The sequence below is a fragment of the Stenotrophomonas sp. 82F1 genome, assembly GCF_056861525.1.
This window is the reverse complement of sequence record NZ_JBSPUD010000024.1, coordinates 13,930-29,523: the sequence shown is the minus strand read 5'-3', so window position 1 is coordinate 29,523 and position 15,594 is coordinate 13,930. Positions and strand designations below refer to the sequence as shown.

The following is a 15,594-nucleotide window of genomic DNA, read 5'->3' as shown; positions in this document are numbered from 1 at the left end:
TCTTCAGGGGAATTTCCAGCACTTCAGCCGGTGCTCTGGCCCAATCGGGCTCCTTTCGATGGAGCCCGATCATGCGTTCACTCCTGGCCCTTTCCGGCCTGCTGGCATCGCTTCTCAGCCTGCCCTGTACTGCCGCCCCGCCCGACCCTGCGCGTCTGCAGGCGCTGGAACACGCCATTGCCAGCGATGAATTGAAGCAGATCCGCAGCGTGCTGCTGCAGGTGGACGGCAGGGTCGTCTACGAGGGCTACTTCAATGGCGCCGATGCGCAGACCCTGCACGACGTGCGTTCGGCCAGCAAGAGCGTGACCGCGCTGCTGGTGGGGGCTGCCATTGGCGAGGGCAAGCTGCCGGGCGTACACGCCCGCGTCTATGACTACTTCCCCGCCTACACCGCCCGCCATCCGGTGGACCCGCGCCTGCGTCAAACCACGGTGGAAGATCTGCTGACCATGAGTTCCCTGTGGGAGTGCGATGACGAGAATGCGTTCTCGGCAGGCAACGAAGAGCGCATGTACGTGACCGAACGCTGGCTCGATTTCACCCTGGGGTTGCCGGTCAAAGGATTCGCACCATGGATGCCGCGTCCGGCGGACAGCCCGCACGGGCGTGCCTTCGCCTACTGCACCGCCAATTCCTTCGTGCTCGGCGCGGTGCTGGAACAGGCGACCGGTCAGCCGCTGGCAGACTACGCCGCACGCGTGCTGGAGCGACCGCTGGGGATCACGGAAAGCCACTGGAACCGTTCGCCCGAGGGCATCGGCATGGGCGGCGGTGGGACCCGCTACCGCAGCCGCGATCTGGCCAGGCTGGGCCAACTGGTACTCGATGGCGGCCGCTGGCAGGGCCGACAACTTCTGCCGCGCGACTACATCGCCGCCATGATCCAACCGCAGGCACAGGCTGGCGATGGCAGTGACTACGGTTATCAATGGTGGGGATTGAAACTGGCGGTCGACGGCAAACCACAGACGGTGTGGGCAATGTCCGGCAATGGTGGCAACTATGTCTTCGTGCTGCCGCAGCATCGCGCCGTGGCCGTGATCACCAGCCAGGCCTACAACCGCAGCCTGGCCCACCCACAGTCGCGACGGATTCTCACCGAGTTCCTGTTGCCGGCGCTGCGCTGAGGCCAGAGAGGTCGGCGGGACGCCAGTCAGCAGCCAGTACCTGGCTGCGTTGGCGTGCAATGTCGGCATCGATGCGCGCCAGCAGAGCCGCCCATCCCGAAGTGCTGTGCAAGGGCGCGAACAGCGGCGTGGCGCGCAGCCACGCCGCATCGCGGAAGCCATCATTGACCGCCTGCTGCAGCGCGGTGACGGCAGCCTCCGGGTCGCTTTGCGCCTGCAACAGCAGGGCCCGCTCAAGTGCCGCATCGGACCAACCGTCGCCGCGCTGCGCCTGCAACACCGTCAGGCGGTTGCCGATCCATTCCGGTGACGGGCCCGGCTCTGCGTACAGCATGGCCAGGGTCTGTCCGAACGACTGCTGCGGACGCAGTTGGCGACCCTGCTCGAAGGCAGCGGCGGCGGCGGCGCGATCCCCGGCCTGCAGCGCCAGTTCGCCCTGCAGTCGCAGCAGTTGTGGATGCGGGGTGCCGCGCGACAGTGCTTCGGACAGCGCCTGCCTGGCGGACTCGGATGCACCGGCTGCAAACATGCTGCGCGGCCAGGCGATGTTGGCAAAGACGTTGTCGGGGTACAGCTGGAAGTTCCGCGCGTGCCGTTGTGCCGCCGCTTGGGTGAAGCCCAGCAGCTCCAGTTCACGTGCCACCTGCACGTCGCGGAAACGCAGGCGCTCGGGCGCCGTCAATGCGAGATTGTCGCGCAGCGCAAGAACAAGATGGCCCTGCTCCTGGTACAGATAGGCCAGCGATGCGCGCGTGCGCTCATCAGCGGGATCCAGCTGGATGGCGCGCTGGTAATCGGCAATGGCCTCACCCATCCGCCCCAGGCAGTCGTAGGCATAGCCGCGCAATGCGTGCGCCGCACCGTCATCGAAAGCGCGACGGAGTTCAGCGTCCGCCAGGGCAAGGGCTTCGTCCATCTGCGCAGCCGAGCCATTGAACAGGCACCCCTGCGCGGACAAGGCACGTGACAGCCCGCGGCGTGCGCTGCTGGACTCGGGATCCACCTGCAGCGCCTGACGGTACAGGGCAATGGCGCGCTCGTTGTTGCCGGCCTGGCCGATGCTGGCGTAGTACTCCGCGCGCTGCAGCAGCGCCTGCGCGGCCGGCGGCGCTGCCGTAGTGGGCCACAGTAGAACAGTGGCCAGTACGGCAACGGCGGCGGCACCGCCGGCCAGCCAAGGCCACTTGCGGCGTGCAGCTGGCGGCGACGTCGGCTCCAGGGCAACCGGCGCGGCGCACAGCTGATAGCCACGTCCACGCACCGAGCGGATATAGCGTGGGTGGCGACTGTCATCGCCCAACGCCTGCCGCAGCAGCTTCACCCGCTGGCTGATCGCATCTTCGCCGACGACCGCTGGTGCCCAGACCTGTTCGGCCAGGGTGTCGAAATCGACGATGTCGGTGCCGCGCTCCAGCAGCGCTCCGAACAGGCGCCAGCTCAGGCCATGGACCGGCAATGCGACGCCTGCGCGGGTGACCCGCTGTGAAGGGCGGTCGATTTCAAGGTCGAGCAGACGCAGGCTGTCCATGCGCGAAGCATAGCGGCCGGCGCGGCCGACGCGACAGCAGGCAAAGAAAAAGCGGGCCGAAGCCCGCTTTTTCATTTCGGCGTGTCAACCAAGGTTGACACCTACCGGAATCGACCGGAGGTCGATTACTCGGCGGTGGCGCCTTCGCCTTCCTCGACGGCCTTCATCGACAGGCGGATACGGCCCTGCTTGTCGACTTCCAGCACCTTGACCTTGACCACATCGCCTTCCTTCAGCACGTCGCCGACCTTCTCGACGCGGTCGCTGGAGATCTGCGACACGTGCACCAGGCCGTCCTTGCCCGGCAGGATGGTGACGAACGCACCGAAGTCCATGATCTTGGCGACCTTGCCTTCGTAGATGCGGCCCGGCTCGACGTCCGAGGTGATCTGCTCGATGCGGGCCTTGGCAGCCTGCGCAGCGATGGCATTGACCGACGCGATGACGATGGTGCCGTCATCCTGGATGTCGATCTGGGTGCCGGTTTCCTTGGTGATGGCCTGGATGGTCGAACCACCCTTGCCGATCACTTCGCGGATCTTGTCCGGGTGGATCTTGATGGTCAGCAGACGCGGCGCGTAGTCCGACAGCTCTTCGCGCGGAGCGGTCAGGCCATGGGCCATTTCGCCCAGGATGTGCAGACGGCCGGCCTTGGCCTGCTGCAGAGCCTGCTTCATGATCTCTTCGGTGATGCCTTCGATCTTGATGTCCATCTGCAGGGCGGAGATGCCCTCAGCGGTACCGGCAACCTTGAAGTCCATGTCGCCCAGGTGATCTTCGTCACCCAGGATGTCGGACAGGACGACGAAGCGATCGCCTTCCTTGACCAGACCCATGGCGATACCGGCAACCGGTGCCTTCACCGGCACGCCGGCGTCCATCAGGGCCAGCGACGAGCCGCAGACCGAGGCCATCGACGAGGAACCGTTCGACTCGGTGATCTCCGAGACGACGCGGATGGTGTACGGGAAGGATTCCAGCGACGGCATCACTGCCAGCACGCCGCGCTTGGCCAGACGGCCGTGGCCGATCTCGCGACGCTTCGGGCCCATCATGCGGCCGGTCTCACCCACCGAATAGGGGGGGAAGTTGTAATGGAACAGGAAGTTCTCTTTGTACTCACCGGAGACGGCATCGATGACCTGGCCATCACGGGCGGTGCCCAGGGTGATGGTCACGATGGCCTGCGTTTCGCCGCGGGTGAACAGCGAGGAACCATGGGTACGCGGCAAGATGCCGGTCTTCACGGCGATCGGGCGGACGGTGTCCAGCGCACGGCCGTCGATGCGGACCTTGGTGTCCAGCACCGAGTTGCGCATGGTGCTGTATTCCAGCTCACCGAATTCCTTCGACAGCTCGGCCGGGTTCCAGCCGTCGGCGGCAACGCGGCCAGCCAGCGACTCGGTCACGTCCTTCTTGATCGCCGAGATGGCGTCACGGCGCTGCAGCTTGTCGCGCACCTGGAAGGCTTCGCCCAGACGCGGGCCGATGGCTTCCTGCAGGGCGCTGATCAGCGCGGTGTTCTTGGCCGGGGCTTCCCAGGTCGACGGCTTGGTGCCGGCTTCGACGGTCAGCTCGTTGATGGCGTTGATGACCTTCTGCATTTCGCGGTGACCGAAGGTCACAGCGCCCAGCATCACGTCTTCGGACAGCAGCGCGGCTTCGGATTCCACCATCAGCACGGCGTTGGCGGTACCGGCAACGACCAGCTCCAGCTCCGAATCCTTCAGCTCGGTCACGGTCGGGTTGAGGATGTACTCACCGTTCTTGTAACCCACCTTGGCGGCGGCGATCGGACCCTTGAACGGGGTACCGGCCAGCGACAGCGCAGCCGAGGCACCGATCAGCGCCGGGATGTCACCGTCGATGTCCGGGTTCAGCGACATCACCGTGGCGATGATCTGGACTTCGTTCTTGTAGTCTTCCGGGAACAGCGGGCGGATCGGACGATCGATCAGACGCGAGATCAGGGTTTCCTTCTCGGTCGCGCGGCCTTCGCGCTTGAAGAAGCCACCCGGGATACGGCCACCGGCGTAGAACTTCTCCTGGTAGTCACAGGTCAGGGGGAAGAAGTCCTGGCCCTCACGCGCGCTCTTGGCGGCAACGGCGGAGACCAGCAGCACGGTATCGTCGAACTTGACGATGACGGCGCCACCGGCCTGGCGGGCGATTTCGCCGGTCTCAAGCGTGACGGTGTGCTTGCCGTACTGGAAGGTTTTGGTGATTTTTGCCACGGGGGTGTCCTTGGGGATGCTGTCTGCGAATGGACCGGGGGCGACCCTTGCCGCCAACGGATGACCGGTCGTTCCGGTCTGAAAAAGGTATTGCGGTGCTACAAAACAAAACCGCGGCGCATCGCTGCGCCGCGGGGGATTCGTTGCTTAGCGACGCAGGCCAAGCTTCTCGATCAGGGCCTTGTAACGCTCGACGTCCTTCTTCTTCAGGTAGTCGAGCAGGCTGCGGCGGCGGTTGACCATCTGCAGCAGACCACGGCGGCTGTGGTGATCCTTCTTGTGGGTCTTGAAGTGGCCGGTCAGCAGTTCGATGCGGGCGGTCAGCAGTGCAACCTGGACTTCCGGGGAGCCGGTGTCAGCCGAGCTGCGCTTGTTGTCTTCAATGACCTTCTGGGTGTCGATCGACATGTCTTTTTTCTCTGTGATGCGTGGCCGGCAGGAACGCGCTTTCGCGCACCGCCTGGCTCGCCGTGAACCAACAAATGGATGAAACCCGCCTTCGGCAGGCTGCCGTAAAACGGCCGCGGAATTGTAACGGCCAGGGGGCTTTGGAACAAGGTCCGGGGCTGAACCGGGCTTCCCCGTTCAGAGGTTGAAGCGGCGCTGCGGGGCCAGCAGACCGCTATTGTCGACCTGGCCCAGGCCCTGCGCCGCCGATCCGGGACCGAACACGGCCACCAGGCCGCGCGGCCAGGAAGGGTCGCGCTGGCGCTGGCCCACGCAGAAACGCTGGACCTGCTCGGCGTCCAGGTCGACCCGGGGGTACTCGGACAGACCCGCCGCCAACGGCAGCAGCAGCGCGTCCAGGGCGGCCTCGTCCTGCGCGTCCACCAAGGCCCTCAACTGATCCAGGGTGACCATCGCCGGTTCGCGGAACGGCTCCACCCACAACCGGCGCAGGGCACTGATGTGCGCGCCGCAGCCCAGCGTTTCACCCAGGTCACGGGCCAGACTGCGGATATAGGTGCCCGAGCCGCAGGTGACCCGCAGCCGTAGCCGCTCGGGCTGCTGCTCCAGTATCTCGATGGCGTGGACCTTGACCTGGCGCTCGGGCGCTTCGATGGCGTCGCCACGGCGGGCCTTCACATAGAGCGGCTCCCCACCCTGCTTGAGTGCGGAATAGATCGGCGCACGCTGCAGGATGTCGCCCAGCAACGGCACGATCGCCGCCTGCAGGGTCTCGGGGCTGATCGCGGGCACCGGCCGCTCGAGCAGCACCTGGCCCTCGGCGTCGTCGGTATCGGTGGTCTGGCCCAGCACGATCTCGCCGTCGTAGGCCTTGGCCGAGCCCAGCAGCAGGCCGGCGATCTTGGTGGCCTCACCGAAGCACAACGGCAACAGGCCGGTGGCCAGCGGGTCAAGGCTGCCGGTGTGGCCGCCCTTTTCCGCACGGAACAGGCGACGGGCGACCTGCAGCGCGGCGTTGGAGCTCATGCCGGTCGGCTTGTCGAGCAGCAGGATGCCATCCAGGCGGCGGAACTGAATTCGGGTCATGACAGGTACGGGTAGCGCCGGGCCATGCCCGGCGAGCGCGCAGCGCGGTCTGCATCAGACATCGCGCAGCCGGAATGCAGCAACGCCGGGCATGCCCGGCGTCGCGCGGTTATTCTTCGTCGCCTTCGCGACGCTTTTCGGCAGCCACGGTATCGGGCAGGTCGCGCAGCAGGTTGTCGATGCGCTCGCCACGATCGACCGAGTCGTCGTAGTGGAAATGCAGCTCCGGCACATGCCGCAGCTTCATCGCGCGCGCCAGCTCCATGCGCAGGCCCCAGGCCAGTTCCTTCAGGCCCTTCACTGCTTCCACCGAACGTTCCGGCATCAGCGCGGTGACGAACACCTTGGCGTGGGCCATGTCGCGGGTGATTTCCACGTCGGACACGCTCACCGAGGGCAACCCGTGCTCGCGCACGGCGTTGTGCACCAGGGTGCCGAGTTCACGGCGCAGCTGGGCGGAGACACGGTCGGTTCGATGGAAAGTCTTGGGCACGCGGCAGGCTCTTGATTCGATTGTGGCCCGACCGAAGTCAGGCCCTACAGTTTACGGGATGAAACGAGACCGGCCCGTGAGGGCCGGTCCGTTGCAGCATTACAGGGTGCGCGGCACTTCGATACGCTCGAAGCACTCGATCTGATCACCCGGCTTGACGTCGTTGTAGGCCTTCACCGCGATACCACACTCGGTACCGTTGCGGACTTCCTCGACGTTTTCCTTGAAGCGGCGCAGCGATTCCAGCTCGCCTTCGAAGATCACCACGCTGTCGCGCAGGACGCGGATCGGCTTGTTGCGCTTGACCACACCCTCGATGACCATGCTGCCGGCGACGGCACCCAGCTTGGAGCTGCGGAAGACGTCGCGGACCTCGGCGATACCGATGATCTCTTCGCGGATCTCCACGCCCAGCAGACCGGAGGCCACCTGCTTCACCTGATCGATCACGTCATAGATGATCGAGAAGTAACGCAGGTCCACGCCGTTGGATTCGATGATGCGACGGGCCGAAGCATCCGCACGCACGTTGAAGCCGATGACGGTGGCCTTCGAAGCGGCAGCCGAATTGGCGTCCGACTCGGTGATGCCGCCCACGCCGGAGTGGATCACGTTGATGCGGATGTCGTCGTTGGACAGCGCCACCAAGGCCTGGCTCAACGCCTGCACCGAACCCTGCACGTCGGCCTTGATGACCAGGTTGAGGACCTGCTGGCCCTCGCCCTTGCCCAGGGTCGCCATGATGTCTTCCATGCGGCTGCCAGCGGTGGCGACCAGGCGCGATTCGCGGCGCTTGGTCTCACGCTGCTGGGCAACGTCCTTGGCCAGACGCTCGTCGTCGACGACGACGAAGTCGTCACCGGCTTCCGGCACGCCGGACAGGCCCAGGACCTGCACCGGGATGGACGGGCCCGCGAACTCCGGCTGCTTGCCGGTTTCGTCGAACAGCGCACGCACGCGGCCGTACTGGATGCCGCACACCAGGTAATCGCCCTTCTTCAGGCGGCCCTGCTGCACCAGCACCGTCGCGATCGGGCCACGGCCCTTGTCCAGCGACGATTCGATGACCACGCCGTTGGCACGACCGTCGTCGACCGCCTTCAGTTCCAGCAGTTCAGCCTGGACCGAGACAGCTTCCAGCAGATCGTCGATGCCGAGGCCGGTCTTGGCCGAGATCTCCACCATCTGGGTGTCGCCACCGAAGTCTTCGGCCACGACCTGCTCGGAGAGCAGCTCGTTCTTGACCCGCATCGGGTCGGCGCCGGACTTGTCGATCTTGTTGATCGCCACGATCAGCGGCACACCCGCCGAACGGGCGTGCTGGATCGCTTCCTTGGTCTGCGGCATGACGCCGTCATCGGCCGCCACGACCAGCACCACGATATCGGTCAGCTTGGCACCGCGGGCACGCATCGAGGTGAACGCGGCGTGGCCCGGGGTATCCAGGAAGCTGATGACGCCCTTCGGCGTTTCAACGTGGTACGCACCGATATGCTGGGTGATGCCGCCAGCTTCGCCGGTGGCGACCTTGGTGCGACGGATGTAATCCAGCAGCGAGGTCTTGCCGTGGTCGACGTGGCCCATGATGGTGACCACCGGCGGACGCTGCACGGCCTCGCCCTGGTTCTCACCGGCCGAAGCCAACAGCGCATCTTCGGCGTCGTTGTCGCTGGCGCGGATCGCCTTGTGGCCCAGCTCTTCGGTGACCAGTGCCGCGGTGTCGTGGTCGATGGACTGGGTGATGGTGGCCATCACGCCCATCTTGAACAGCGCCTTCACCACCTCGCCGCCCTTCAGCGCGAGCTTCTGCGCCAGGTCGGCCACGGTGATGGTGTCGCCGATCGCCACTTCACGCACGACCGGTGCGGTCGGACGCTCGAAGGCATGCGGGCCGGAGTTGCCACCGCCGCGCGACATGTCGCGACGGCCGGACGTCGGACGGCTGCCCGGGCGACCACGGTTGTTGCTGTTGTTGCTGTTGCCACGGCGCGCACGATCGGCGGCGGACAGGTGCATCTGACCGGCAAAGCGGTCACCCGGGCCACGCTCGTTGCGCGGCGCGTTGCGGTTGTTGCGGTCGTCGCTGCGCGGCGGCGCTGCACTACGCGGAGCAGCCGGGGCTGCGGCCGGAGCGCGCGGCGGGCGCGGCGCGGTTTCGTCGATCGGAGCACGCACCTTGGGCTTGCTGGCAGCCAGGGCCTCGGCAGCCTTGGCGGCAACCGCAGCTTCCTCGGCCGCCTTCTTCTCGGCCTCGGCACGCTCCTTGGCAGCGACCTCTTCCTCGCGCTTGCGGACGATTTCCTCGTCACGCAGGCGGTCCTTCTCGGCCAGGGCCTGCTGCTCGGCAAGGTTGCGTGCGCGCGACTCTTCCAGCTTGCGCAGGATGTCGGCACGCTCTTCGTCCGGGGTCATCGCACGACCACCATCGGCCTTGACGTAGGTGCGCTTCTGGCGCACTTCCACGTTCACGGTTGTCTTGCTGCGACCGGAATTGACCGTCACTTCCTGCTGCTTGCGACGGTTGAGGGTGATCTTCTTGGCAGACTGATCAGTCTCTTCCGGGGCCTGCTCGGGCTTGCCATGCGAGCGACGAAGGAAGCCCAGGAGCTTCACTTTCTCGGAGCTGGTCACGACCTGGTCGGGACCGCTGAACTTCATGCCGGCACCAGCCAGCTGTTCCAGCAGTTTTTCGACCGGTGTATTGACCAGTTCAGCAAGCTTGCGGATGGTGGTTTGCTGCGACATTCGGATCCTATGATCTTGTGGGCGCCCCCCCGCATCTGGAGGTGGCGCGGATTCTACGCCCTGATCGGCTCAGGGCCCTGTTCATTGCCGGCTCATTCGCCGCGTTCCAGTCGGGCGATTTCCTCGGCACGCGCGGCCAGGATCAGCGCCGCGGCGCGCTCCTGGTCCAGCCCTTCGATGCCGAAGTCCATGACCTCGTCGGCGGCCAGGTCGGACAAGTCCTCGCTGGTACGCACGCCGTGGCCGGCCAACGCGTATGCGGTGGCTTCGTCCATGCCCTTCAGGGACAGCAGGTCCTGCGCCGGCTGGCCGTCCTCCAGGCCTTCCTCGACTGCCAGGGCCTCATTGAGCAGCGCATCGCGGGCACGTGCGCGCAGCTCTTCGACGATGTCTTCGTCGAAACCTTCCACGGCCAGCAGCTCGCCGACCGGTACGTATGCAATTTCCTCGACCGTGCCGAAGCCTTCGCTGACCAGGATGCCGGCGATTTCCTCGTCCACTTCCAGCTTGTCCATGAACAGCTGGCGGGCCGACGCCTGTTCGGCTTCCGACTTGGCGGTCACCTGGTCCTGGGTCATCACGTTCAGCTGCCAACCGGTCAGGCGGCTGGCCAGGCGCACGTTCTGGCCGCCCTTGCCGATCGCCTGGGCCAGGCGGTCTTCAGCAACGGCCAGGTCCATCGAATGCTTGTCTTCATCGACGATGATCGACTGCACTTCGGCCGGTGCCATCGCGTTGATGACGAAGTTGGCCGGGTTCTCGTTCCACAGGACGATGTCCACGCGCTCGCCATTGAGCTCGTTGGACACGGCCTGCACGCGCGAACCGCGCATGCCGATGCAGGCGCCGATCGGATCGGTGCGGGCATCGTGGGCGAGCACGGCGATCTTGGCGCGGTCGCCCGGGTCGCGGGCACAGGCCTTGATTTCCACCAGGCCCTGGCCGACTTCCGGCACTTCCAGCTTGAACAGCTCGATCATGAATTCCGGCGCGGCGCGGCTGATGAACAGCTGCGGGCCACGCGGCTCCGAACGCACTTCGGCCAGGTACCCGCGGACGCGGTCGCCGGCACGCAGGACGTCACGCGGAATGCCCTTGTCCTTCGGAATGAAGCCTTCGGCGTTGCCGCCAAGGTCGACATAGATGTTGCCGCGCTCGGCGCGCTTGACCACACCGGTGATCAGCTCGCCCACACGGTCGGCCCATGCATCGACCACCTGCTGGCGCTCGGCTTCGCGCACGCGCTGCACGATCACCTGCTTGGCGGCCTGGGCGGCGATGCGACCGAAGTCCGGGTTCTCGATCTGCTCTTCGATGTAATCGCCGACGTCCACGCCTTCGGCTTCGTCGATCGCGTCCATCAGGCGGATCTGGCGATCCGGCGATTCCATCACTACGTCATCGGCCACCACTTCCCAGCGGCGGTAGGTTTCGTAGTTGCCATCCTTGTGGTCGATGACCACGCGGGTCAGCACTTCCTCGTCGGGATAGCGCTTCTTCGCTGCCGAGGCCAGGGCGGCCTCGATGGCATCGAAGATCACTTCACGCGGCACGCCCTTCTCGTTGGCGACCGCGTCCACTACCAGCAACAGTTCCTTGCTCATTGGCTCACTCCGCGCGCGGCTTCTTTGCCGCCGGCTCGTTGGAAGAAGAATTCTTGTTCGGCTTCGGACGCTTCGGTGCCGGACCGGTCGGCTTGCTCGGGGCCAGCCCCAGCGCCACCCAGTCAGGCATGATCCGCGCCTTGTCGATGTTGTCGGCCGACACCACCAGTGCGGTATTGTCGACGATGAAAGTGATGCTGCCCTGCGCCTCGTCGATCGCGTCGATGCGACCCTGCAGGCGGCGGCGGTTTTCCTGCGGCAGCTTCAGGGTGACCTTGGCCGATTCGCCGAGGTGACGACCGAACTGCTCCAGGTTGAACAGCGGGCGATCCACGCCCGGCGAAGACACTTCCAGCGTGTAATTGCCGCTGATCGGGTCTTCGACGTCCATCTGTGCGGAGACTTCGCGGCTTACCCGCTCACAGTCGTCCACATTGATGATGCGCTCCGGCTGTTCCGCCAGCGGCACGTCGATGTAAAGGCGAAGGGTCGCACCGCCGGGGGCCGGCAGATACTCAACGCCCAGCAGCTCCAGGCCCAGCGACACAACGGTCGGGGCGAGCAGATTCGCGATGTCGGTTGCCTTGTCGCTCACAGCCTGCCTTGATCTCTTGGTTGGGTGCCGGCCGTGGCCAGCATGGAAACATGACGCCCCGAAAACGACGAAGGGCCCGCTGGGCCCCTTTTCCGGAAAGACTCCGGTGACTGGATTCCGGTTGCAACGCGCTGAACAAGCGTGTTGCGGCCCTCCTTCCGGGTGGATCTCCGATGGGGAGCGCCGCCGTCAGGGGTACTTCTAGGCCGCTGATGATAGCCCCTGCACCGCTCTGGTGCAAGGCTGCGGCCGTGCTGAAACCCTCCGCCGCGCTCGCCGGGCATGGCCCGGCGCTACCGGATGACCGCGCGATGGCAGCGCCGGGCCATGCCCGGTGGATCAGCGCAAGCGCCAAAGAAAAACGCCTTCGAAGCAGAACTTCGAAGGCGCATTCTTTACTTGGTAGCGGGGGCAGGATTTGAACCTGCGACCTTCGGGTTATGAGCCCGACGAGCTGCCAGACTGCTCCACCCCGCATCAGAAGCGGAATTATGAGGTATAACTTCAAAACCTGCAAGCTTTTCCTCATTCATCGAACTGGTTGGCGCCGATTCGATGTGTTGGTAGCGGGGGCAGGATTTGAACCTGCGACCTTCGGGTTATGAGCCCGACGAGCTGCCAGACTGCTCCACCCCGCACCGGAAGTGTTTGAACCGCTGCCTCCACTCTGGCGAGGGAGGCGCTCCGCAACGATGTTCTGGCTGAACCGCTGCAGTGACAACTCAAGCTGCGTATATTACACGAATCGCGCAGCTTTGTGTCAACTTTTATGCAAGATGCGCAAATGCCTGCTGGCACCAGACCATGATCGGGTTCCAGGCCAGGCCCAGCGCCAGCAATGCCAGTGCGTTCACGCCCAGCACCACACCCAGCACGCGGTCCTTGCTGCGCGGCATGGCCTCGCCCACCGGCTCATCGAAGTACATGACCTTGATGACGCGCAGGTAGTAGAAGCAGCCGACCACGGCGCACAGCACGCCCAGGAGCGCCAGCCACAGCAGGCCACCGTTGACGGCGGCGCCGAGCACGGCCAGCTTGGTCCAGAAGCCGAGGAACGGCGGGATGCCCGCCAGCGACGCCATGATGCACAGCACCAGGCCGGCCATCCACGGGTTGCGGGCGTTCAGGCCCTTGAAGTCCTCGATGTTCTCCGCCTCGAAGCCGGCACGCGACAGCGCGATGATCGCGCCGAAGGCCGCGGTCGACATGATCGCGTAGGCCAGGGCGTAGAACAGCGCCGCCGCATAGCCCTGCGAACCGCCGCCGGCGATGCCCATCAGCAGGAAGCCGATGTGCGACACGGTGGAGAACGCCAGCATGCGCTTGAGGTTGCTCTGCGCGATGGCCATCAGGTTGCCGATCACCAGCGACAACGCGGCCAGGCCGGCAATCATCAGCTGCAGTTCGGTCGACAGCGGGCCCACGCCCATTTCCAGCAGGCGATAGGCCATGCCGAAGGCAGCCAGCTTCGGTGCCGAGCTGATGAACAGCGCGATCGGTGCCGGAGCCCCCTGGTACACGTCCGGCAGCCACATGTGGAACGGTGCGGCACCCAGCTTGAAGGCGACACCGGCAATCATGAATACCGCGCCGGTGATCAGCAGCACGCGCTCTTCCGAGTGCGGGATGGCGGCCTGGATGGCATCCAGGTGCAGGCTGCCGGTGGCGCCGTAGATCAGCGACATGCCGTACAGCAGCAGGCCCGAGGCCAGCGAGCCGAGGACGATGTACTTCATCGCCGCTTCCGAGGCCAGGCCGCTTTCGCGGTTGCTGGCGACCAGCGCGTAGGAGCACAGGGCCAGCAGTTCCAGGCCCAGGTACACCATCAGCAGGCTGCCGGCGGAGACCAGGATCATCATGCCGGCGGTGCCGAACAGGATCAGCACCGGGATCTCACCCTGGAACAGCTTGCGCTCGCGCAGGTAGCCCCAGCCATAGATCAGGGTCAGGCCGCTGAGCAGCACGATCCCGGTCTTCATCACGTCCGCGGCGGTATCGCGCACGAACATGCCATGGAAGACCTCCCCCTGCCCGCCCACGCCGGTGGCCAGCATGAACAGCACCACGGCCAGTGCGGCGACCGAGAACAGGTGGGTGACGATCTTGTTCCGTTCACTGACGAACAGGTCGAGGATCATCAGGGCGAAGGCGCTGCCGATCAGCACCAGCTCGGGAGCGAGCGGTGGCAGGTCAGCGGCGGTCAGTGGCAGCAGCGGCGAGGTGGTCATCATCAAATCCTGGAATTACAGCAGCTTGCTGGATGCGATCTGCATCGCCAGCTTTGCGATCGAGGGCTCCATCAGGTCGGTCAGCGGCTTGGGGTAGATGCCCAGGGCCAGCACGCCAATGGCGAACACGCCCAGCACCAGCCATTCGCGGCCGTTGATGTCCTTCAGTTCGGCGACGTGGCTGTTGGCCACCTCGCCGAAGAAGACGCGCTTGTACAGCCACAGGGTGTAGGCCGCGCCGATGATCAGGGTGGTGGCTGCGCCCAGGGCGATCCACGGGTTCCGCTGGAACGCCGCAAGGATGACCATGAACTCGCCGACGAAACCGCTGGTACCCGGCAGGCCCGCGTTGGCCATGAAGAACAGCATGGCGAAGGTGGCGAACCAGGGCATCACGTTGACCACGCCGCCGTAATCGGCGATGCGGCGGCTGTGCATGCGGTCGTACAGCACGCCGACGCAGGAGAACATCGCGCCGGACACGAAGCCGTGCGAGATCATCTGCACCATGGCGCCCTGCAGGCCCAGGCGGGCCGCATCGACGTTGCCGGCTTCACGCACCAGCCACAGGGCGATGAAGGTGCCCAGGGTGACGAAGCCCATGTGCGCGATCGACGAATAGGCGATCAGCTTCTTCATGTCGTCCTGCACCAGGGCGACCAGGCCGACGTAGATCACCGCGATCAGCGACAGTGCGATGACCAGCCATGCCCATTCCTGCGACGCATCGGGGACGATCGGCAGGTTGAAGCGCAGGAAGCCGTAGCCACCGATCTTCAGCGCGATGGCGGCCAGGATCACCGAACCGGCGGTCGGCGCTTCCACGTGCGCGTCCGGCAGCCAGGTGTGAACCGGGAACATCGGCACCTTGACCGCGAAGGCGATCAGGAAGGCGAAGAAGATCCAGGTCTGCTCCTTTCCCGACAGCTGCAGTGCATACAGGTCGGCCAGCTGGAAGCTGCCACCCTTCATGTACAGGTAGATCAGCGCCACCAGCATCAGCACCGAGCCGAGGAAGGTGTACAGGAAGAACTTCAGCGCGGCGTAGATGCGGCGCGGGCCGCCCCAGACACCGATGATCAGGAACATCGGGATCAGCATCGCCTCGAAGAACACGTAGAACAGCATCGCGTCCGTGGCCGAGAAGATACCGACGGTGACACCTTCCAGGATCAGGAAGGCAGCCACGTACTGGTTCACGCGCTTGTCGATCGCGCTCCAGGCACCGATCAGGGCGAGCACGCTGACCAGCGTGGTCAGCAGGATCAGCGCTACGGCGATGCCGTCCACGCCCAGGTTGTAGCCGATGTTGTAGGTCGGGATCCAGGCGTGGGTCTCGACGAACTGCAGCGCGTCGATGCCCGGGTTGTAGCCGCCCAGCAGCGAGAGACTCGCCACGAAGGTCAGCACCGCGACGCCCAGCGACGCCCAGCGGGCGGTCTGCGCATCACGGATCGCAAGGATCAGGGCACCGCCGAGGATCGGCAGCCAGATGAGGACACTGAGTAGAGGCCAGTTCGACACGTCTTCTTATTCCGTACAG

11 protein-coding genes and 2 tRNA genes are annotated in these 15,594 nt (G+C 65.3%); 1 reads left to right on the top strand and 12 read right to left on the bottom strand.

Annotated elements, in window-relative coordinates; genetic code table 11:
- Positions 1 to 71: 71 nt before the first annotated feature.
- Positions 72 to 1,130, top strand: a complete 1,059-nt coding sequence (locus tag AC13GI_RS18595) for a serine hydrolase domain-containing protein (protein ID WP_482997013.1) — start codon at positions 72 to 74, stop codon at positions 1,128 to 1,130.
- On the opposite strand, the gene AC13GI_RS18590 is transcribed toward AC13GI_RS18595, so the two are convergent.
- The 12 genes from AC13GI_RS18590 to AC13GI_RS18535 form a co-directional block, all read right to left on the bottom strand.
- Positions 1,099 to 2,658 (bottom strand): tetratricopeptide repeat protein, encoded by a 1,560-nt coding sequence (locus tag AC13GI_RS18590; protein WP_482997012.1) that lies wholly within the window; start codon positions 2,656 to 2,658, stop codon positions 1,099 to 1,101. The two genes, AC13GI_RS18595 and AC13GI_RS18590, sit on opposite strands and share 32 nt — an antisense overlap.
- A gap of 125 nt (positions 2,659 to 2,783) precedes the next feature.
- Positions 2,784 to 4,892 (bottom strand): polyribonucleotide nucleotidyltransferase, encoded by a 2,109-nt coding sequence (pnp, locus tag AC13GI_RS18585; RefSeq protein ID WP_099819065.1) that lies wholly within the window; start codon positions 4,890 to 4,892, stop codon positions 2,784 to 2,786.
- 147 nt (positions 4,893 to 5,039) lie between these two features.
- Positions 5,040 to 5,300, bottom strand: coding sequence for a 30S ribosomal protein S15 (gene rpsO / locus AC13GI_RS18580; protein WP_005410445.1), 261 nt, complete (start codon positions 5,298 to 5,300; stop codon positions 5,040 to 5,042).
- Positions 5,301 to 5,477: 177 nt separating this feature from the next.
- Positions 5,478 to 6,386 carry a tRNA pseudouridine(55) synthase TruB gene (gene truB, locus AC13GI_RS18575; RefSeq protein ID WP_380654273.1) on the bottom strand — a complete coding sequence of 303 codons (909 nt, stop codon included), beginning with the start codon at positions 6,384 to 6,386 and terminating at the stop codon, positions 5,478 to 5,480.
- Positions 6,387 to 6,495: 109 nt separating this feature from the next.
- Positions 6,496 to 6,879 carry a 30S ribosome-binding factor RbfA gene (gene rbfA, locus AC13GI_RS18570; RefSeq protein WP_025876229.1) on the bottom strand — a complete coding sequence of 128 codons (384 nt, stop codon included), beginning with the start codon at positions 6,877 to 6,879 and terminating at the stop codon, positions 6,496 to 6,498.
- Positions 6,880 to 6,978: 99 nt separating this feature from the next.
- On the bottom strand, positions 6,979 to 9,624 hold the full coding sequence (infB, locus tag AC13GI_RS18565; protein WP_099819063.1) for a translation initiation factor IF-2: 2,646 nt from the start codon (positions 9,622 to 9,624) through the stop codon (positions 6,979 to 6,981).
- Between the two features lie 92 nt (positions 9,625 to 9,716).
- The gene (gene nusA, locus AC13GI_RS18560; protein ID WP_099819062.1) at positions 9,717 to 11,228 is read right to left on the bottom strand and encodes a transcription termination factor NusA; all 1,512 of its coding nucleotides are present in this window, start codon (positions 11,226 to 11,228) and stop codon (positions 9,717 to 9,719) included.
- Positions 11,229 to 11,232: 4 nt separating this feature from the next.
- Positions 11,233 to 11,823, bottom strand: coding sequence for a ribosome maturation factor RimP (gene rimP / locus AC13GI_RS18555; RefSeq protein WP_089236292.1), 591 nt, complete (start codon positions 11,821 to 11,823; stop codon positions 11,233 to 11,235).
- Positions 11,824 to 12,223: 400 nt separating this feature from the next.
- Positions 12,224 to 12,300: transfer RNA gene (locus AC13GI_RS18550), tRNA-Met, on the bottom strand.
- A gap of 84 nt (positions 12,301 to 12,384) precedes the next feature.
- Positions 12,385 to 12,461, bottom strand: a tRNA-Met gene (locus AC13GI_RS18545).
- A gap of 129 nt (positions 12,462 to 12,590) precedes the next feature.
- A complete protein-coding gene (gene nuoN / locus AC13GI_RS18540; protein ID WP_380655223.1) occupies positions 12,591 to 14,051 on the bottom strand; it encodes an NADH-quinone oxidoreductase subunit NuoN in 1,461 nt (486 codons plus the stop codon).
- Between the two features lie 15 nt (positions 14,052 to 14,066).
- Positions 14,067 to 15,575, bottom strand: coding sequence for an NADH-quinone oxidoreductase subunit M (locus AC13GI_RS18535; RefSeq protein ID WP_089236294.1), 1,509 nt, complete (start codon positions 15,573 to 15,575; stop codon positions 14,067 to 14,069).
- Positions 15,576 to 15,594: the final 19 nt, after the last annotated feature.